Annotated in this window: 17 protein-coding genes; 13 read left to right on the top strand and 4 right to left on the bottom strand. The window is 61.9% G+C overall.

Features of this window, described 5'->3' with window-relative positions; translation table 11 throughout:
- Positions 1 to 106 precede the first annotated feature (106 nt).
- Together ACYP01_RS21220 and ACYP01_RS21215 are read right to left on the bottom strand one after the other, a co-directional pair.
- Positions 107 to 769, bottom strand: coding sequence for a 3-oxoacid CoA-transferase subunit B (locus tag ACYP01_RS21220; RefSeq protein ID WP_007726396.1), 663 nt, complete (start codon positions 767 to 769; stop codon positions 107 to 109).
- Positions 766 to 1,533 (bottom strand): CoA transferase subunit A, encoded by a 768-nt coding sequence (locus ACYP01_RS21215; RefSeq protein ID WP_459682215.1) that lies wholly within the window; start codon positions 1,531 to 1,533, stop codon positions 766 to 768. The genes ACYP01_RS21220 and ACYP01_RS21215 overlap by 4 nt, the downstream gene beginning before the upstream one ends.
- Before the next feature lie 167 nt (positions 1,534 to 1,700).
- Between ACYP01_RS21215 and ACYP01_RS21210 the strand changes: the two genes are divergently transcribed.
- Entirely contained in the window at positions 1,701 to 2,480 is a 780-nt protein-coding gene (locus ACYP01_RS21210; RefSeq protein ID WP_070160312.1) for an IclR family transcriptional regulator, read from the top strand.
- Here the strand turns inward: ACYP01_RS21210 and ACYP01_RS21205 are convergent.
- Positions 2,477 to 3,079, bottom strand: coding sequence for a helix-turn-helix domain-containing protein (locus ACYP01_RS21205; RefSeq protein WP_064075792.1), 603 nt, complete (start codon positions 3,077 to 3,079; stop codon positions 2,477 to 2,479). The two genes, ACYP01_RS21210 and ACYP01_RS21205, sit on opposite strands and share 4 nt — an antisense overlap.
- Positions 3,080 to 3,191: 112 nt before the next feature.
- Here ACYP01_RS21205 and ACYP01_RS21200 point away from each other — a divergent pair, with 112 nt between their 5' ends.
- The 10 genes from ACYP01_RS21200 to ACYP01_RS21155 all read left to right on the top strand — a co-directional run bounded on the left by ACYP01_RS21200 (position 3,192) and on the right by ACYP01_RS21155 (position 16,813).
- Positions 3,192 to 4,595 (top strand): MFS transporter, encoded by a 1,404-nt coding sequence (locus tag ACYP01_RS21200; RefSeq protein ID WP_459682210.1) that lies wholly within the window; start codon positions 3,192 to 3,194, stop codon positions 4,593 to 4,595.
- A gap of 109 nt (positions 4,596 to 4,704) precedes the next feature.
- Entirely contained in the window at positions 4,705 to 6,612 is a 1,908-nt protein-coding gene (locus ACYP01_RS21195) for an alkyl/aryl-sulfatase (RefSeq protein ID WP_459682208.1), read from the top strand.
- 17 nt (positions 6,613 to 6,629) lie between these two features.
- A complete protein-coding gene (locus ACYP01_RS21190) occupies positions 6,630 to 7,610 on the top strand; it encodes a linear amide C-N hydrolase (protein WP_042452399.1) in 981 nt (326 codons plus the stop codon).
- A gap of 104 nt (positions 7,611 to 7,714) precedes the next feature.
- A complete protein-coding gene (locus ACYP01_RS21185; RefSeq protein ID WP_459682204.1) occupies positions 7,715 to 9,046 on the top strand; it encodes an MFS transporter in 1,332 nt (443 codons plus the stop codon).
- A gap of 46 nt (positions 9,047 to 9,092) precedes the next feature.
- Complete coding sequence (locus ACYP01_RS21180) at positions 9,093 to 10,289, top strand: anhydro-N-acetylmuramic acid kinase (protein ID WP_042452394.1); 1,197 nt, start codon at positions 9,093 to 9,095, stop codon at positions 10,287 to 10,289.
- Positions 10,286 to 11,161, top strand: coding sequence for a MurR/RpiR family transcriptional regulator (locus ACYP01_RS21175; protein ID WP_047269009.1), 876 nt, complete (start codon positions 10,286 to 10,288; stop codon positions 11,159 to 11,161). Before ACYP01_RS21180 ends, ACYP01_RS21175 begins: the two co-directional genes overlap by 4 nt.
- A gap of 97 nt (positions 11,162 to 11,258) precedes the next feature.
- A complete protein-coding gene (gene murQ / locus ACYP01_RS21170; protein ID WP_047269010.1) occupies positions 11,259 to 12,176 on the top strand; it encodes an N-acetylmuramic acid 6-phosphate etherase in 918 nt (305 codons plus the stop codon).
- Positions 12,177 to 12,956, top strand: a complete 780-nt coding sequence (gene nagB / locus ACYP01_RS21165; protein WP_003941456.1) for a glucosamine-6-phosphate deaminase — start codon at positions 12,177 to 12,179, stop codon at positions 12,954 to 12,956. It begins immediately after the preceding gene.
- Positions 12,957 to 13,016: 60 nt separating this feature from the next.
- Positions 13,017 to 14,429 carry an FAD-dependent oxidoreductase gene (locus tag ACYP01_RS21160; protein ID WP_459682199.1) on the top strand — a complete coding sequence of 471 codons (1,413 nt, stop codon included), beginning with the start codon at positions 13,017 to 13,019 and terminating at the stop codon, positions 14,427 to 14,429.
- An 86-nt stretch (positions 14,430 to 14,515) separates the two neighbouring features.
- Positions 14,516 to 16,813: a serine/threonine-protein kinase gene (locus tag ACYP01_RS21155; protein ID WP_054187591.1), complete on the top strand. Its 2,298-nt coding sequence runs from the start codon at positions 14,516 to 14,518 to the stop codon at positions 16,811 to 16,813.
- Positions 16,814 to 16,840: 27 nt separating this feature from the next.
- Here ACYP01_RS21155 and ACYP01_RS21150 read toward each other — a convergent pair whose 3' ends face one another.
- The gene (locus ACYP01_RS21150) at positions 16,841 to 17,149 is read right to left on the bottom strand and encodes an amphi-Trp domain-containing protein (RefSeq protein WP_459682195.1); all 309 of its coding nucleotides are present in this window, start codon (positions 17,147 to 17,149) and stop codon (positions 16,841 to 16,843) included.
- A gap of 248 nt (positions 17,150 to 17,397) precedes the next feature.
- On the opposite strand from ACYP01_RS21150, the gene ACYP01_RS21145 reads away from it, so the two are divergent.
- Positions 17,398 to 17,841, top strand: coding sequence for a Fur family transcriptional regulator (locus ACYP01_RS21145; protein WP_037129600.1), 444 nt, complete (start codon positions 17,398 to 17,400; stop codon positions 17,839 to 17,841).
- 36 nt (positions 17,842 to 17,877) lie between these two features.
- Positions 17,878 to 20,100: a catalase/peroxidase HPI gene (gene katG / locus ACYP01_RS21140; RefSeq protein ID WP_003941458.1), complete on the top strand. Its 2,223-nt coding sequence runs from the start codon at positions 17,878 to 17,880 to the stop codon at positions 20,098 to 20,100.
- Positions 20,101 to 20,141 lie beyond the last annotated feature (41 nt).

Raw genomic sequence — 20,141 nt, 5'->3', positions numbered from 1 at the left:
TTGATGGCGATGCCGCCGAGGTCGGACCCGGAGAGGTCTTTCAACGATCCGAGGAGTCGACCCATCGGGGTACGAGCTCCCGCAACAATCACAGTGGTCGTGTCGGTCATGCCAGTTCAACTTTCAGTTCGGTGCCGGTTGCGGCGACTACGTCTTCGACGCTGACATCGGGGGCGAGCTCACGCAGGACGAGTGGACCTTCTTCGCTCACGTCGATGACGGCGAGGTTGGTGATGATCCGATTCACCACGCCCTGGCCGGTGAGCGGCAGGGTGCAGGCGTCAACGATCTTGGGGTTGCCGTCGCGGTCGTTGTGCTCCATGACGACGATGACGCGTCGGGCTCCGTGGACCAGGTCCATCGCGCCGCCCATGCCCTTGACCATCTTCCCGGGGACCATCCAGTTGGCGAGGTCGCCCGTCTTCGACACCTGCATACCGCCGAGGACTGCGGTGTCGATGTGGCCGCCGCGGATCATCCCGAACGAGAGGGCCGAATCAAAATATGCTGCACCGGGATTGACGGTCACGGTCTCTTTGCCGGCGTTGATGAGGTCAGGATCGACGTTGTCCTCGGTGGGATACGGTCCGGTGCCGAGAATTCCGTTCTCCGAGTGCAGGACCACACGAACGTCCGAGCCCAGGTATCCGGGAATCAGTGTGGGAAGGCCGATTCCGAGATTGACGTACTCCCCGTCGATCATCTCTGCAGCCGCCCGCGCTGCCATCTGCTGGCGCGTCCAACCCGTCACTGTCACTGGTGCGGTCATCGTGAGGTTCCTTCCGAAGCGCTGACGGTTCGCTTTTCGATTCGCTTGTTCTGAGGGCCGGTGTGCACAATTCTCTGCACGAAGACTCCGGGCAGGTGCACCGATGCCGGGTCGATTTCACCGGGCTCGACCAGACGCTCCACCTGCGCGATGGTGACCCGTCCCGCCATCGCGGCGAGCGGGTTGAAGTTCATCGCGGTCTGGTCGAACACCAGGTTGCCGTCGGTGTCACCGAGAACGGCGTGCACGAGTGCGTAGTCGGCGTTGATCGCCTCTTCCATCACGTAACGCTTGGTTCCGAAGACGCGAGTCTCCTTCGGAGGCGATGCAATAGCGATCGAGCCGTCGGCGTCGTAGCGCCATGGCATTCCGCCGTCGGAGATGGGGCTACCCACTCCGGCCGGTGTGAAGAATGCGGGGATTCCGGTTCCGCCGGCGCGCAGACGCTCGGCGAGCGTGCCCTGCGGCGTCAGTTCCACTTCGAGTTCGCCGGCCAGGTACTGCCGGGCGAACTCCTTGTTCTCGCCGACGTACGACGCGGTCACCCGTCGGATACGTCCGGCGCTCAGCAAGATTCCGAGACCGTGATCGTCGACGCCGCAGTTGTTGGAGAACACCTCGAGGTCGGTTGCACTCGTAGCTGCGATCGCGTCGATCAACACGTCGGGGATGCCGCACAAGCCGAATCCGCCGACGGCCAGCGTTGCGCCGTCGACGATGTCGGCGACCGCCTCCGCTGCGGACTCGTACACCTTTGCTGTCATGTTCTCTCCCTGCCAAGCGTTCATTGAGTAGACACTCACTCACTTCGATATCCAGTGAACTATCTCCAGTTCACAGGTTCAAGGAATCTCGAACATCAACCGAGAACTGATCGACTACTGATCGTCTGAAGGAATTTCGTTCATTGAATGGACGCTAGGATGGCTGCATGCCAACTCACGGGCAATCGCCGGCCATGGTCGCGCGGGTGGCTGCACTTCTGCGAGCCCTCGGCGCGTCCGAACCAACGGGCACTTCCACCACGGAATTGGGCAAGGTCACCGGCCTCGCTCGGCCCACTGCGCACCGACTGCTCACGTCCCTGGCTGCCGAAGGACTGGTCGACCGTGACGCACGAACCGGTCGATGGTCTCTCGGCCCGGAGTTGTACCTCCTGGGGGCGGCGGCCGGAAATCGGTACGACATCACCGACCGGGCTCGCGACGTCGTCGACGAACTTGCCCGGGTCACGGGGGAGAGCGCCTTCCTGTCGGCACGCCGAGGTGACGAGACCGTCTGCATCCTGAGTCAGGAAGGTAGTTTTCCACTGCGATCTCACGTGCTGCACGAGGGGAAGCGGTTCCCGTTGGGGGTCGCGTCGGCGGGGCTTGCCATCTTGAGCCATTTACCGACGCGGGACGTCGACGACTATTTCGCCCGGGTGAATCTGGATTCGGAATGGGGTGAGATCCACAGTGAGACATCGATCCGTGAGCGAATCGAGTCGACGCGTGTCACCGGGTACGCGGTCAATCCAGCCCTCATCGTCGAGGGAAGCTGGGGGATGGGTGCCGCGGTGTTCGATCGCAACGGTCGCCCGGCCTGGGCGCTGAGCCTGACCGGAGTGGAAACACGCTTCCGGCCCGCGCGTCATGCCGAGTTGGGAACGCTGCTCCTCGAGCACGCTCATACACTGTCGAACCGATTGAAAACGCATGCAGTGAACTAACTTTCGGGAACCAGGTCTTGTGCAGTAGTAGTTTTTGCCTTCGTGCGCACATGTGCCTTCTCGCCTTGCGGGCCGAAAAGATGCAAGATTTCCACCACCTGTTCATCGGCAGGCCCGAACCAGTGGGGCTCGGCAGTGTCGAACTCCGCGACTTCCCCGGGGTGTAGGAGAACCTCGTTCGCCCCCAGGATGAGACGCAGATCCCCGGCGAGGACGTAGAGCCATTCGTAGCCGGCGTGGGTGACCAGCTTCGGTGGACGCGGACCGATCACCTGCTTGAAGACCTGCACGCGGCCGGGATAGCGCGTCAACGGAACGACGGCACTGCCGTTCTTGCGTCGGCTCGGGGTGAGATGGACCCGAGGATCGCCCGTAGCGGGGGCGCCGACGAGTTGGTCCAGCGCGACCCGGTGCGCTCGGGCAAGCGGCAACAGCAGATCGAGGGTGGGACGACGCTTCCCCGATTCGAGGCGTGAGAGTGCGCTGACAGAGATGCCGGTGGCCTCGGACAGGCCCTCGAGGGTCAATCCGCGATCCCGTCGAAGCGTGCGCAGTCTCGGTCCGATATCGGTGATCAACTGCTCGAATTCAGCATCCATGCCGTCCATCTTTGCAGTTTCCGCAAAATTCTTACCGACTTCGGACGCTGGAGAGCAACGATCCTTTCGACAGTCGAGTACGGCAGAGCACTTCGAGAGATGGAGTCCGACCATGAAACCTTCGAGCGGGATCGAACCGCAAGTGATCGGACTCGATGCAGGGCGGCGATGGGGCATCCTGGCGATCTGCTGCACGAGCCTGTTCGTCGTCGGGTTGGACACCACCATCGTCAACGTGGCCCTGCCGACGATCGGTGAGGGATTTCGCGTCGGAACCCGTGGTCTGGAATGGGTCGTCAACGCGTACACACTCGTCCTGGCGAGCTTGCTGATCTCGTCCGGAGCAGTGGCCGATCGTTTCGGCAGGAGACGAGTCTTTCAGATCGGGCTCGTCGTCTTCGGGGTGGCGTCGATTGCCTGCGCGCTCGCTCCGTCCGTCGAGATGTTGATCGCGGCGCGGATCGTCCAAGGCGTCGGCGGGTCGATGCTCAGTCCGGTTGCCTTGGCGATCGTCGTCAACGTGATGACCGACCCGAAGGAGCGGGCCAAGGCAATCGGGGTGTGGGCCGCGGTCTTCGGCCTGAGTATGGCGGCAGGGCCGATCGTCGGCGGCGTGCTCATCGAAAGTTTCGGCTGGCGATCGGTTTTCTGGATCAACGTGCCGGTGATCTTGGCCGTGCTCGTCTTGACTGCTGTGTTTGTTCCGGAGTCCCGAGCGCAGCAGTCGCGACGACTCGATCTTCCCGGTCAGTTGCTACTGGTGATTCTTGTCGGCGGGGCGGTCGCCCTTCTGATCGAGGGTCCGCGAATCGGATGGTTCTCTGCCGCGGCGACGGCAGGGTACGTCTTTGTTGCTGCAGCGTTGGCCGCATTCATCCGCGTCGAATCACGCAAGCGCGAGCCACTGATGGATCTGGCACTCTTTCGCCGCAGAACGTTCTCGTCGGCTGTGGTCGGCGCTGTCGTGGTGTTCGTGGCGTTGAACGTGACGCTACTGCTCGGCACGTTCTACTTGCAGCACTCCCGCGGAATGAGTCCGGCACTGGCCGGCGCGATCACCCTTCCGATGGCTGTTGCGGCAACGGTCTGCGCGCCGTTGTCCGGAATACTCGTCGGACGCTTCGGCCCGCGGCGGCCGCTACTCATTGCTGGTAGCTTCACGACACTCGGCGGGCTGTGCCTGGTCTCGCTCGACAACAACACGGCGATTCCGATGCTCTTGGCCGCTTACCTGTTCCTCGGTATCGGATTCGGATTCTCGAATGCCCCGATCACCAACACCGCCGTCAACGGGTTGCCGAGATCGCAGGCGGGGCTTGCTGGTGGAATAACCTCCAGTGCACGCCAATTCGGTGCTGCTCTCGGTGTTGCGCTGGCCGGTGGCATCATCGGCGGCAGTGCATCGGTGGATGTCGCGCAGGCATCGAGGTCGGGATGGATCCTGGTTGCCGGATGTGGGATCGCGGTCCTGGTGATTGCACTCGCATCTCGGAATTCCGAGGAACTCCCCGGCTGATCACCTCGCGTGTTCGTGGGAGCTTCACCCTGCGCGGGTGATTCCAAGCGCGTGCCCAACCGATACAGATGATGGGGTATCAGATCGTCGTATCCGAGCGGGGAGTGCCATGTGCCAGACACCTAAGGACGCAACACCGGCCACAGTCACGGCGAATCGCGAGGCAGTCGCACGGTATGCCATGGACGACCGGCAGGATTTTGCCGACGCGGATCGAGGATTGATCGCTCCGTTGCCGGGCAAGGTTGTCGCCGATGACGGGCATACGGTCTTCGATCCCGATGCGATGGCATACCTCGGTGACGATGTTGCCGCGCCGGGGACAGTCAATCCGAGCCTGTGGCGTCAAGGACAACTGATGCGCCGAGGTGGTCTGTATCAGGTGACGGATCGCCTTTACCAGGTACGGAACAACGACCTGGCAAATTTGACGGTTGTCGAAGGTGGCGAGGGACTGATCGTCATCGACTGTATGGCGGGGGTCGAATCGGCGCGCCAGGGTATGAAGATGATTCGTGAGCACGTCAGCGACAAGCCAGTTTCGGCGATCATCTACACGCACACCCACATCGACCACTACGGCGGAGTCAAAGGGATCGTCGATCTGGACGACGTGACGTCCGGGCGAGTTCCGATCATCGCACCGGGCACGATCGCGTCGTTCGACAAGTTCGCGATCGGGGAAAACGTCGTCGCCGGAAATGCCATGGCGAGACGGTCCTTCTACGCCTTCGGTGGATTGCTCGATCTCGATGCCAAAGGGATGGTTACCTGCGGCATCGGCACGATCAGCACGAAAGGTCCACTTGTCTCGTATATTTCCCCCACTGACAGCATCACGGAGACCGGAACGAAGCGTGAGATAGCCGGTCTGGAATTCGAGTTCCTCTACGCGCCGGATACCGAGGCCCCGGAGGAAATGCACATCTGGATCCCCGAACTCGCCGCGCTGACCTGTGCGGAGAACGCCAATCATTCGCTCCACAACATCCAGACCTTAAGAGGTGCGCGCACTCGCGACGCTCGGAACTTCGCGCGGTATCTGGACGAGACTCTCGAACGGTGGGGAGACGACGCGGCTGTTCACTACGGACCGCACACGTGGCCGGTGTGGGGTAACGAGAACCTGGTGCCGTTCATCGAATCGCAAAGGGACACTTACAAGTACATTCACGACCAGGCACTCCGTCTCGCGAACAAGGGGTACACGCCGCTCGAAGCTGCCGAGGTGATCGAACTACCGGACGAACTCGGGCGCAAGTGGTACAACCGCGGATATCACGGCACTCTGCACCACGACGTTCGCGCCGTGTACACCAAGGAACTGGGAATGTGGGACGGCGATCCGGTGTCGCTTCATCCTCATCCGCCGGTCGAATCGGCGAAGAGGTTCGTCGATCTCCTTGGCGCGCAGAAGATCCTGGACGAGGGTAAGCGGGCATTCGACGCCGCGGACTACCGATGGGCGGCAGAGATCCTGCACAAGTTGGTGTTCGCGCAACCGGAGAACGCCGAAGCGAGGAACCTGCAGGCCGACGTCTACGAGCAGATGGGCTATCAAGCCGAAGGGCCGCAGTGGCGTGGGATCTATCTCTCGGCCGCGTTGGAACTACGCGAGGGCGCCCAGCCTGCCCCGTACGTCACGGCAAGTCAGGACAGTGTCCTCGCGATGCCCATCGACATCCTCTTCGACTTCGTTGCAATACATCTCATCGGCGACAAGGCCACCGACGCGGAACTGCGGATCGATTTCGTGTTCACCGATCGCGGCGACGAGGCATGGACTGCGTGGGTCAAGCGCGGTGTCCTCAATGCACGTAAGGGTGCGTCACCGAACACACAACTGACGGTCTCGGGCCCGAAGGCGGCGCTCGTGGGAGCGCTTCTTCAACCGGGCGCGGCCGCCGAACTGGCCAAGGCCGGGCAGATTTCGCTCGACGGAGACGAATCAGCGCTCGAGACGCTGGGAGGGTTGCTCGATACCTTCGATCCCAGTTTCAATATCGTCACGCCGTAACGAAGGGATAGCTTTCGATGTGTACACGCTTGGTCTACTTGGGGCCCAACGACACTGTGATCACTGCTCGATCGATGGATTGGAAGGTCGACCTCGGAACAAACCTCTGGGCATTCCCGCGCGGCATGACCAGAGAGGGCTGTGCAGGTCCGAACTCGATACAGTGGACGTCGAAATACGGAAGTGTTGTCGCGACGGCCTACGACATGTGCACGACCGACGGGGTCAACGAGGCTGGGCTGTCTGCCAATCTTTTGTGGTTGGTCGAGTCCGAGTACCCGACGTATGACGGTTCGACCCCGGGATTGTCGATCGCGGCGTGGGCGCAATACGTCCTGGATCGCTTTGCGACAGTTCAGGAAGCGGTCGAAGTACTCGCGTCGGAACCGTTCACGGTAGTGACCGCTGCCGTTCCCGGCGAAGACCGCCTCGCAACGCTGCACATGTCGCTCTCGGACGCCGGGGGAGACAGCGCGATCATCGAGTACGTCGGTGGACGCCCGACGATTCATCACAGCCGTGAGTACCAGGTGATGACCAATTCGCCGATCTTCGATCAGCAACTCGCCGTCAACGAGTACTGGAAGCAGATCAACGGGACCGTCATGCTGCCCGGAACAAACCGTGCCGCTGACAGATTCGCTCGGGCGTCGTTCTATGTCGATGCGATACCGCAGACGGACGATCCGCGGGCGGCGTTGGCATCCACCTTCAGTGTTATTCGGAATGTGTCGGTGCCCCTCGGTATTTCGACTCCCGATGAGCCCAACATTTCATCGACCCGTTGGCGCACCGTCGTCGATCACAAACGCACGCTCTATTTCTTCGAGTCGGCGATGACGCCCAATACCTTCTGGGTGGACGTGGCGTCGATGGATCTCGCGGAAGGGACACCCGTCCGAAGGCTCGGACTCGGACCGAACGAGAGCACCGTCTATTCCGGTGACTCCACTGACCAGTTCGAACGGGCGGAGGCATTCACGTTCGCGGGAGCATAAGGCTTCGGGGCGTAGTAAAAATCCAATCGTGAAACTTCTTGACATTTCTACTCCGTTCAGATGAAACTTTGTTGCATATTCGGGTTTCGTCAACGGAGGACGGCATGGGCATCACAGTGCAGACACGGAACGATGGTGCGCAGCTCAAACGGCGCAGGGCGCTCGTCGCCGGCTCCGTCGGAAATTTCATCGAGTGGTACGAGTTCGGTGTGTACGGGTTCTTCGCGACAATCATCGCGTCGAACTTCTTCAGCGCCGACGGTTCCGGCGACCTCGAAAGCCTGATCAAGACGTATGCGTCGTTTGCGTTGGCGTTTTTCTTCCGCCCAGTGGGGGCCGCGCTGTTCGGTCGACTCGGTGACCGCATCGGCCGACGTCCCACCCTGGTGATCGTTCTTCTGCTGATGTCGGCTGCGACGACCCTGATCGGTGTGCTCCCCACCTACGAGAGCGTCGGAATTCTGGCACCGATTCTCTTGACGGTCCTTCGAATTCTGCAGGGATTGTCGGCCGGTGGTGAGTTCGGCGGTGCGGTGTCGGTGATGACCGAGTTCGCTCCGCCCGGACGACGTGGGCTGTACGGCTCGTGGCAGTCGTTCACCGTCGCACTCGGACTGCTCGCCGGTGCGGGTATCGCAGCACTCCTCGCCACTGTCCTCGACCCGTCACAGCTCGGTGACTGGGGCTGGCGTATCCCGTTCCTCCTTGCACTGCCGATGGGGCTGGTTGCCCTGTGGCTCAGGCTCCGGCTCGAAGAAACGCCGTCGTTCGAGCGTGCTCGATCAGTCCAGTCCGAACCGACAGCTGATGCGCCGGCGCCGGTAGTGCAGCCGACTGTCGGAGAGACGGCCAGGGCGATTCTGCTCGGAATCGGGCGGTTGATGGGGTGGTCTGCTGCCGGTTACACGTTCCTCGTCGTGATGCCGACTTATCTTCAGAGTTCGCTCAACGCGACTTTCCATCAGGCACTTGTTGCTTCCGTGCTCGCCAATGCGGGCTTCGCGGTGACCATTCCGATCGCGGGTGGACTCAGCGATCGCATCGGACGACGCGCGGTCATGCTCACCGGCACCGTGATAATTCTGGTCTTGGCTCTGCCGCTGCTCAACGTCCTGCAGAACGAGCAGACGTCTTTGACAGCCAAGGGATTTGCAGTGTTTGCCGCCGGCGCCGCAGTGGGACTTGTTGCCGGACCCGGACCCGCCATGCTCTCCGAGATGTTCCCCACCTCGGTTCGGTACACCGGATTGGGACTCGCATACTCCCTGTCCAACGCGGTCTTTTCGGGCTGCGCCGGTTTGATCATCACGTGGCTGATCAAGGAAACTTCCAATCTCGATATTCCGGCCTACTTCGTGATGGCAACGTGCGCCGTCAGCGCGATCGCCTTGAGTACCTTGCGAGGGAATGCCCACAAGCGGGCACTCGTCGACTGACCGCAGTTCTTCCGAATGCCGAAACGATGCGAGTAAGGGATATTTCATGAGAGTCATCGGTCTGATGTCCGGTACTTCGTACGACGCTATCGATGCTGCCGCAGCAGACATCCGGATCGACGGGGACACTCTTGTGCTGACCCCACTGGGGATGGTCAGCGAACCGTATTCCGGTGAGTTGCGGGCTGCGGTGGCGGCTGCGGTACCGCCGGCGTCCACCACTGTCGGTCAGATCTGCCAACTCGACACCGAGATCGGACAGGCATTTGCGGCCGTGGCTGCGCGGGCGAACGAGGAACTGTGCGGTGGCAGTGCGGAATTGATCTCCTCACATGGTCAGACGATGTTCCACTGGGTCGAAGGAGCGCAAGTAAAGGGCACTCTTCAGCTCGGGCAGCCGGCCTGGATAGCCGAGAAGACCGGATGCACGGTCGTGTCGGACCTGCGCTCTCGCGACGTGGCGACGGGTGGTCAGGGTGCACCACTGGTCAGTGCGTTCGACGTATTGTGGCTCAACGGAAGAACTTCGGGTTCCGTCGCGCTCAATCTCGGTGGCATCGCGAACGTCACTGCTCCGGGAGGCGCTCCGACATCGACGGCAGATGGTGCCGCAGTACCGATTGCCTTCGACACCGGCCCCGCAAATGCGTTGATCGACGCTGCGGTAAGCGAATTCACCGCGGGGGAGCAGTGGTTCGATCTCGGTGGGGCTCTGGGCGCAGCCGGCACACCGAACGTCGATCTGCTCGCACAACTACTGAGCGAACCGTATTACGCGCAGCCCGCTCCCAAGAGCACAGGCAAGGAATTGTTCCATCGGGACTACCTACTCGCCGCACTGCGGGGCTACGAATCCTTGTCTCTGGCCGACATCGTCGCGACACTGACTGCACTGACCGCCCGGACCGTCGCCGATTCCGTCAAAGCGCTGGCGGCTACCGAAGTGGTGGTGTCAGGCGGTGGCACCAAGAACCCGACGTTGATGGCGATGCTCCGTGACGAACTGGGCGACATCGCGCTTGTCTCTTCGGACGAGCTCGGCGTCACTTCCGACATCAAGGAAGCATTGGCTTTCGCGGTTCTCGGCTATCTCACCGCACACGGATTGCCTGGAAGCATTGCTTCGTGCACCGGTGCGCGTCACGCCAGTGTGCTCGGATCTCTGACGCCAGGAAGCCGTGGGCTGCCTAGAATCACATCGGTGCCGTCAGCTCCGAAAACGATGCGAATCGAGGCGTTATGACTTTGGACCGGAGTGCTCCGGCGTCCGTCGACCTGCTTGCTCGTATTCGTGCATCACTGAGTAGCCTCTCGCCTGCCGAGCTGCGGATCGCCGAAATCATCGAAGCCGACCCCAGTCTGGCCTCCACCCTGACGGTCAACGACCTCGCCGAACGAGCGTCGACAAGCACGGCGACAGTGGTCCGCACAGCCAAACGACTCGGTTTCGAGGGTTATCCACAGCTTCGTCTCGCGCTGGCGGCGATCAGCGGGTCCGGTACAGAGAACACGATTCCGCTCGGTGTGGACATCGTTGCTGCCGACTCGGCCGGTGAGGTGATGGCCAAGCTCGCCGAGTTCGAATCCGAACAACTCAAGGGCACGGCGCAATTGACAGATCCTGCTGCGCTCGAAGAAGTTGTGTCCCGGATTCGATCCGCCCGCCGCGTCGAGGTCTACGGCATCGGCGCCTCTGGCATCGTCGCGCAAGACCTCACGTTGAAGCTCTCTCGCATCGACGTCAACTGCCGGGTTCATCTCGACCGAGACGCGGCCATGGTCAGCGCCAGCTTGCTCGGACCGGACGACATCGCAGTGGGGATCTCACATTCGGGTGAGACTTCGGATGTCGTGGAACCACTTGCCCTTGCGCGTCGAACCGGGGCGTCGACGGCTGCGATCACCGGAGGGGTACGATCGACGCTCGCCGTGCAGTCACATCACGTTCTGCTCACTGCCGGTAGAGAATTCGGTTTCCGATCGGCTGCGATGGCAAGCCGCACCGGTCAGCTGTTGGTAGTCGACACAATTTTTGCGATGGTGGCGCACTCGCTGCCCAGCGCACTCTCTGCTCTGCAACGAAGCCATGATGCCATTGCTTCGAAGCGGCACTGACGAGGAGTCGTCGCTGTGAGTACTGACGAGGAGTCGTCGCTGTGAGTACTGACGAGGAGTCGTCGTAATGAATATCGATCGAGGAGGACTCGCCACAATGCAATTGGAAATGCTCTCCACCGAGAGACCCAACCCTCTGACCCGCGATCTCGATGTCATGTCGGTGTCTGGTCTGCTGACGGTGATGAATCAACAGGACGCAATCGTGGCCGGCGCGGTGGCAGCGGTACTACCCGCCATCGAAGCCGCAGTCGACTTGATCGTCGCGGCCCGAGCACAAGGTGGTCGACTGATCTACCTGGGAGCGGGGACAAGTGGGCGTCTGGGAGTTCTCGACGCAGTGGAATGCCCTCCGACGTTCGGGACCGATCCGGGCGAGGTGATCGGCATCATCGCCGGTGGCCCAGGAGCGTTTCTGAACGCCGTCGAGGGGGCAGAGGACGATCCGCGAGCGGCTGGGGTCGATCTCGACGCAATCTCGTTGAACGCCAACGACGTCGTGGTGGGTCTGGCTGCCAGCGGTCGTACCCCCTACGTCATCGGGGGACTCGATCACGCCCGCGAACTCGGCGCTGCAACAGTGGCAGTCTCGTGCAACCGGAACGCGGCAATGAGTTCTCACGCCGGCGTGGCCATCGAAGTGGAGACCGGCCCCGAGATCCTCACCGGATCGACGAGGCTCAAGGCCGGAACTGCGCAGAAGATGGTGTGCAACATGCTCTCCACGGCGAGTATGGTTCGCTCCGGGAAGGCATTCCACAATCTGATGGTCGATCTTCGGCCGACCAATGCCAAGCTTGTCGATCGTGCGAACCGGATCGTCGCGGCAGCCACCGGAGTCGATACCGAGATCGCTGCGGAGACCATCGACGATGCCGATGGTCATGTGAAGGCAGCGGTCGTCATGTTGTTGGCCGAATGCGACTTCGCCGAAGCAACCGAACTGTTGGACCGCGCTTCGGGTTCGGTACGTGAGGCCATCGTCGGAGCCGGCAAGAGCAGTGAGGAAGTCTGAATGGAGATCGTCATAGTTCCCAGTCCTGAGGACGGCGGGCGAATCGCTGCCGATATCGTGTGCGGCGCAATCGAAAACGGAGCGCGGACGCTCGGCCTCGCGACCGGATCGTCACCGCTGCACACGTATCGAGAGCTGATCAAGAGGCATCGAGAATCGGGAGTGTCGTTCGCGGCGATGAGCGCGTATCTTCTCGACGAGTATGTAGGTCTCACGTCCGATCAGCCGCAGTCCTACGCGCACACCATCCGCACGGAACTCGTGGATCACCTCGACATCGACAATGCGCGAGTGTTCAGCCCCGACGGCGGGGCCGCGGATCCCAGTGACGCGGCCCGGCGTTACGACGCTGCCATCGCCGAAAACGGTCCCATCGACGTGCAGATCCTCGGCATCGGCCTGAACGGACACATCGGTTTCAACGAGCCCTCCTCCTCGCTTGCATCGCGCACCCGAGTGAAGACCTTGACCGAGAGGACCCGCGCCGACAATGCACGGTTCTTCGCAGACCCAGCCGACGTACCGCATCATGTGATCACGCAAGGGCTCGGAACCATCAGTGATGCAAGGCATCTCGTCCTGATCGCGGACGGCGCCCGCAAAGCGCCCGCCGTCCGGGCCGCGGTCGAAGGTCCGGTCTCGGCATTCTGCCCGGCGTCGGTGCTGCAGCTGCATCCACACGTGACCGTCATAGTCGACGAGGCAGCTGCCGGCGAACTCCAACTAGCGGACTTCTACCGCTACACAACCGAGCACAAGCCTGCAGAGCAAGGTTACTGAAAAGCGGGCTGCTGAAAGCGGACTTGATCTCCAGCGCAGTTGAGGTCCTAGCCTCGGGGGATGATCAACGCCAGAGGTCCAGCGGTATCCCCGCCTGCGGCGCCCCGATTCTTCTCACCACCGCTCAGTGTCGCGATCGTCGGAGCGGGGCCGGCGGGAATCCACGCCGCCGGCGCTCTCGCCGAACTTGCGCCCGGCACCAAGACAGACGTGTTCGAGCGTCTACCGACGCCGTACGGACTGGTGCGCTACGGTCTCGCACCAGGGCACCCCGAGTCCGAAAAGTTCGCCCATTCTCTGCACACCACGCTGGTCGCCAGTGAGTTCCGGCTGTTCTGCAACGTGGAGATCGGAAAGGACCTTTCCGTCGATGACCTATCGTCCTACGATGCCGTGATCATTGCAACCGGTGCGCCGCGGGATGCACCTCTCGACATTCCCGGCGTCGAGCTTCCAGGTTCTTTCGGTGGCGCCGAGTTTGTCGGTTGGTACAACGATCACCCGGACAGCTCGCCGCAGTGGCCGCTGAACGCGGAATCGGTCGCAGTGATCGGAGGTGGCAACGTCGCACTCGACGTCACCCGTATGCTCCTCGCCGAGGCGCAATCGCTGCAGGCCACGGACGTCTCCGACCAAGTTCGGGAAGGGATCGCCGGCAGTCGAGTTCGCGAAGTACACATCTTTGTCCGGCGCGGACCAGCCGACGCTCGCTTCTCCCCGAACGAGTTGCGCGCTCTCGGTGAACTACCCGGCGTAGATGTTGTCGTCGATTCTGTCGATGTCGTACCGGACCGGCATGTCGAGCGGATGACCAAACAGTTGGTGCACACCCGACTGGCAGTCGAGACACTCCGTGGTTTCGCGGACACTGCGCCTGCCGACCGAACTGCCCAGCGTCGAGTTCACCTGCACTTCTACCGACAGCCCGTGGAGATTCTCGGCAACGGGAAAGTCGAGGCACTCCGCGTCGAGCGGACAGTCCCGGACGGATACGGTCACGTCACCGCTTCGGGTATCTGTACCGACTATCCGGTTCAAGCTGTGTACCGGGCAATCGGATTTCTCGGGACGCCACTTGCCGGGGTGCCTTTCGATCACGGACGCGGCAATGTTGCGCACCAGGGCGGCGCAGCGGTCGACGAGAGCGGCTCGCCGATCGCAGGTTTGTTCGTGACGGGCTGGATGAAGCGAGGTGCCGCCGGGCTGATCGGTGCGGCTCGGCCTGATGCACGCCAAACCGTCGAAACCTTGCTGCGACAGTTGGATTCGGCATACGAGCGTCGAGCCGGCCACGGCCGGATCGCGGAGGTCCTCAGGGCCGGCAGAGTGGTGCCCGTCGATTGGGACGGATGGCTTCGCATCGATGCCGCCGAACGTGCCCTCGGTGTGAAGCATGGGCGTGATCGGATCAAAATCAAAGAGCGCGACGAACTCGTTCGCATCGGCACGGAGTCGGCAGTTCACGCCGAATAGATTCGCTGGGGTCTGGAGTACCACCGGGGTTACGCTGAAGTGAGTCACTCCGATTCATTGTGATCGAGGTGCGGAACAGAAGTGTCATGAATGAACGTGGTGCGCAGGCCAGTGACGCGACAATCGCGAGCGGGCCCCTGACCGAACGGGGCACCGTCACCGAGTTGCGCCCCTCAACGCTGCCGGTGATGCGTGACGGCCAGAACGGTGCAGACGGCCTCGGCCGCCTTGTGGCGGATTGGGAGGAGGGACGAACCCCGTCCGACCTGAGCGACTATCTGCCTGATCCAGCCAAGATTCGTCGGGCGGCGCTGATCGAACTGGTCGGAATCGACATGGAGTACCGCTGGCTGAAAAATGATTGCCCGAAACGGCTCACGGATTACTGTGCCGAGTATCCCGAATTACTCGAAGAACCATTACCGGCCGAGCTCCTGTACGAGGAGTTCCGGCTGCGGAAGCAGGGTGGGGAGGACGTCGCAGCAGCCGAGTACCTCAGCGAGTTTCCCTTGCAGGCAGAGAGTTTCGAGCAGATGTTCGACCGTGATTCGATGGCCGGTCGCGAAGACGTGATGATGTTGGGACTCTCGGGTTTCGACGAGTTCGAAATCGGGCAGCACCTGGACGATTTCGAGCTGGTGTTGGAACTCGGGCACGGCGCATTCGCCCGAGTGTTCCTCGCTCGGCAACTCTCGATGCAGCGGTGGGTTGCGTTGAAAATCTCGCGCAACGTCGGAGTCGAGCCGCAGACTCTCGCCCAGCTCGACCATCCCAACATCGTCCGGGTCTTCGATCAACGGTTGCTCGAGGAACGCGCACTGCGAGTCCTGTTCATGGAATACGTGCCGGGTGGGACCCTGCTCGACGTGGTCAAACTTGTCCGCGTGACACCGCAGGCGCAGCGGTCCGGACAACTACTTCTCGACGCCATCGACAAGACCCTGGCGAAGAAGGGAGAGATGAAGCCCAGCGAGACGAGCCTGAGGAGCGAGATCGCTGCGATGTCGTGGCCGGAGACCGTGGCCTGGATGGGGATGCGACTGGCCGATGCCCTCGAGTATGCGCGTGAGCACGGCGTATTACATCGGGACATCAAGCCGGCGAATGTCCTGCTCAGCGTCGAAGGCATCCCCAAGCTCGCCGACTTCAACGTCAGCTCGAGTGAGGAGGTCTCGACCGAGGACGCTGCATGTTTTGTCGGAGGCTCGCTTGCCTACATGTCTCCGGAGCAATTGGAGGCCTGTGCGGTGGGGGCGCCTGGCACACTCGACACCCGTAGCGACATCTATGCACTGGGCGTGATGTTGTGGGAACTCCTCACCGGGAGTAGGCCTTTCACGGACGACGGTACGGGGGAGAGCCCACCGTCGCCCAAGAAGGCGCTCGAGGCCCGCCGGCGCGGGGTGGATCCCGCAGCCGAGGCACGGCTACCGGACGACTGTCCGCCGGCGCTGCGCCGAGTTCTGGTCAAGTCTCTCTCGCCGGAGAGAGACGGAAGGTGGTCTGGCGGCCGAAAGTTGGCTCGTCAGTTCGCACTGTGTCTGGACCGGTCTGCTCGCAATCTGGTGGACCCACCGGAAGGGAGTCCACGTTCGACGTTGTGGAAGTGGGCGCTGCCGATAGTGCTTGCCGCGATCGGAATTCCGAATCTTCTTGCGGCGGGCTACAACTACTACTACAACAAGATGCTGATCATCTCGGGTCTCTCGCCGCAGGCTCAGCAGCATCTCGAGCAGGTTCATCTGGTCATCGGGGTGGCTGCGTTCTCTCTCGGTGCCGCAGCGATCCTGTATTGGTGTCGGCTTGCACTCACCGTGCCTCACGGACTGCGCAACGGTCAGACGTACAGCGCGGAGGTCTTGAACAAAGCGCGTACCGCGACGCTGAATGTCGGACATCGCGCGGTGGTGATCGCATTCGGTCTGTGGGTTCTGGCCGGTATCGCATATCCGGTCGCATTGCAGATTGCCGCCGGCGGAATTCCGCAGCGAGCCTACGTGCACCTGATGTCGTCGCTGGCGGTGTGCGGCGCCGTCGCAGTCGCGTATCCGTTCTTCATCCTGACGTACTACTCGGTTCGATGTCTGTATCCGATCTTGTTGTCACACGGCGAGTTACGAAGCGACGACGGACGCGATATTCGCTCGTTGGGTCGGAGCAGCACGCGTTACCTCGCAGTCGCGGCGTCGGTTCCACTGGTGGGAATCGCGGGGCTCAGTTTTGTCGGTTCGGGTGCCGGTGAGGAACTCAACGCAACAGTCCGTGCGCTGTGTTTGGGCGGTATCGCCGGATTCATCGTTGTGTATCAACTGTTTCGACGGATCGAAAGTGATCTCCGAGCACTGCTGCGCGTCGTGTCTCTCGAGGTGTCGGCGTCTCCGTAAGTGCCGAACAACCGTATTCGAGTCGGCCTATGTGGAAGTGCTCTTGCGTGGTCGGCTGCGACGAACTGCTTTGGTGCGAGGCGGAGACTTCTCTTCCGGTTCTTCCTGAGGGTCGTCGCGCCAGTGAATCTCGATTTCTATCTCGACTTCGTTGCCGTCGACTTCGATCTCGAGTTCCCACCGAACCTGTTCCGGAACACTGATTTCGATCGAGTCCCCACCCGACCCCAGCTCCACTTCCGATCCACTGGCGAGGGCTTGGCCGAGGGCGATGAGTCGGTCGGCGACTTCCTGCCGTGAGAGTTCTGACTTCCTCTTGATCTCCAGTTTGGGCACGAGCACTCCTGACCTCGGCGGATTCTCCCTTCCACGGTAGTTGGACGAAGGGGAGATTGTCGGACTTTGTGGAACCACACAGCAGGACGCGTCGACGCACAACAAACCTGAAGGCGGTGTGGGGACGCCAGAAAGAGCGAGGAATCCGGCTCACTTCCAGCACGGACGAATCGGTCGGGAGGGCCCTGTCAGCGATGATTTTCGCGAAAGTCTGGGTTCAGTCCAGAAGATTGCGCAATAGTGGAAAGGTGCCTTCGACGCCGGATTATGCAGCCCAACTGCGTAACGCTGAGCTTCGCGTGACTCGTCCCAGAGTCACGGTGCTCGAGGTTGTGCATGCACGCCCACACGCAGCCACCGAGACTGTCTTCGATGCTGTGCGGGCTGTTCTGCCGGGGGTGTCGCGGCAGGCGGTCTACGACGTGTTGCACGCTCTCACCGACGCCGGGCTGATACGGCGGATCCAACCGTCCGGATCGGTGGCGCTGTACGAGTCACGCGTCGGCGACAACCATCATCACGTCGTCTGCCGGTCCTGTGGGGTCGTTGCAGATGTCGACTGCGCAGTCGGAGAGGCACCGTGTTTGACGCCGTCGGCGCACAACGGTTTCGTTCTCGACGAAGCCGAGGTCATTTACTGGGGCCTGTGTCCCGACTGCTCGACAACTCAGAGTTTGCGATCACAAACGTGATCGAAGTCCGTTCTACTCGCTCATGGAGGGATTACCGTGTCCGATAGTTGCCCGGTTGCTCACGACGGAAACACCGAGAGCACCAGCGAAAGTGAAAACCCCGCAATCCCGTCTCCGACGCCTACCGGGAATCGTCCGAGAACAAACAGCGACTGGTGGCCGAATCAGCCGGATCTCTCTGTCTTGCATTCACATTCGTCGAAGTCGAATCCGATGGGTGCCGACTTCGATTACGCCCAGGAATTCGCCAAGCTCGATGTCGAGGCGCTAAAGCGCGACGTCATCGCGTTGATGACGGCGTCGCAGGATTGGTGGCCGGCCGACTACGGGCACTACGGCGGACTCTTCGTGCGTATGAGCTGGCATGCTGCCGGCACCTATCGCATTGCAGACGGCCGCGGCGGTGGCGGCCAAGGTGCTCAGCGTTTCGCCCCGCTCAACAGTTGGCCGGACAACGCCAGCCTCGACAAGGCCCGGCGCCTGCTTTGGCCCGTGAAGCAGAAGTACGGAAAGCAGGTTTCCTGGGCCGACCTGCTGGTGTTCGCGGGCAACTGCGCCCTGGAGTCGATGGGGTTCAAGACCTTCGGCTTCGGATTCGGCCGAGAAGACATCTGGGAGCCCGAGGAGATCTACTGGGGTCCCGAGGACACCTGGCTCGGCGACGAGCGTTACAGCGGAGACCGTGAGCTGTCCGGACCGCTCGGAGCCGTGCAGATGGGCCTGATCTACGTCAATCCCGAAGGACCCAACGGGCAACCGGATCCGGTAGCGGCCGCCCGCGACATCCGTGAAACGTTCGCCCGCATGGCGATGAACGACGTGGAGACAGCTGCGCTGATCGCCGGCGGTCACACCTTCGGCAAGACGCACGGAGCCGGACCGGCCGACCTCGTCGGACCGGAACCGGAAGGTGCTCCCATCGAGCAGCAGGGACTGGGCTGGAAGAGTGCCTTCGGCACGGGTGTGGGTAAGGACGCGATCACCAGTGGTCTCGAAGTCGTGTGGACTCCCACTCCGACGAAGTGGGACAACACCTTCTTGGAGATTCTGTACGGCTACGACTGGGAGCTGACCAAGAGTCCGGCGGGTGCGTGGCAGTGGATTCCGAAGGACGGCGCGGGGGCGGGCACCATCCCGGATCCGTTCGATTCGTCGGCCGGACGCACCCCGACGATGCTGACGACCGACCTGTCCCTACGCCTGGATCCGACATACGAGAAGATCACCCGGCGCTGGCTCGATCATCCGGAAGAATTCGCCGAAGAGTTCGCCAAGGCTTGGTACAAGCTCCTTCACCGTGACATGGGACCGGTCACGCGCTACCTGGGACCTTGGGTTCCCGAGCCGCAGCTGTGGCAGGACCCGGTTCCCTCGGCCGATGATCAACTGATCGGGGACGCAGACATCGCGATCCTCAAGAGTCGACTTCTCGACTCCGGGCTGTCCATTTCGCAGTTGGTATCGACGGCGTGGGCGTCTGCCGCGAGCTTCCGCAGCACGGACATGCGCGGCGGCGCCAACGGTGCGCGAATCCGACTGGAGCCGCAGAAGAATTGGGAAGTCAACGAGCCCGCAGCTCTCTCCGCGGTGCTTCAGACTCTCGAGCGTGTTCAGCAGGACTTCAACCAGGCTGGTGGAGCAAAGGTTTCTCTCGCCGACCTGATCGTTCTGGGTGGTACAGCGGCCGTCGAACAGGCTGCGAAGAACGCCGGACAGGACATCACGGTCTCGTTCACGCCGGGCCGAACGGATGCAACGCAGGAGCAGACAGACGTCGACTCGTTCGAGGTACTCGAACCCCGGGCCGACGGATTCCGGAACTACCTCAAGGGAGGCGAGAAGATTCCGGCAGAGATTCTGTTGGTCGACCGCGCGTACATGCTGTCGCTGACCCCGCCCGAGGTGACAGTGCTAGTCGGCGGACTTCGCGCGCTGAACGCGAACTTCGGCAATACCCGTCACGGCGTGTTCACCGATCGTCCCGAGACGTTGACCAACGATTTCTTCGTCAACCTTCTCGACATGGGTACCGAGTGGAAGCCGTCGAAGACGGACGAAAACGTATACGACGGCGTTGATCGCGTGACGGGCGATCCGAAGTACACGGCAACTGCGGTCGATCTCGTTTTCGGATCGAATTCGCAACTGCGTGCACTCGCCGAGGTGTACGCCAGCGCAGACGCCAAGCAGAAGTTCGCCGAGGACTTCGCCGCAGCCTGGACCAAGGTGATGGACCTCGACCGGTTCGACGTGAACTGATCCAGCAGATCGTCGACGACGCCCCGCGAGCTTGTTCTCGC

Source organism: Rhodococcus sp. no. 34 (assembly GCF_054589475.1).
The sequence above is the reverse complement of the archived record's forward strand: the minus strand, read 5'-3'. Positions and strand labels throughout refer to the sequence as shown.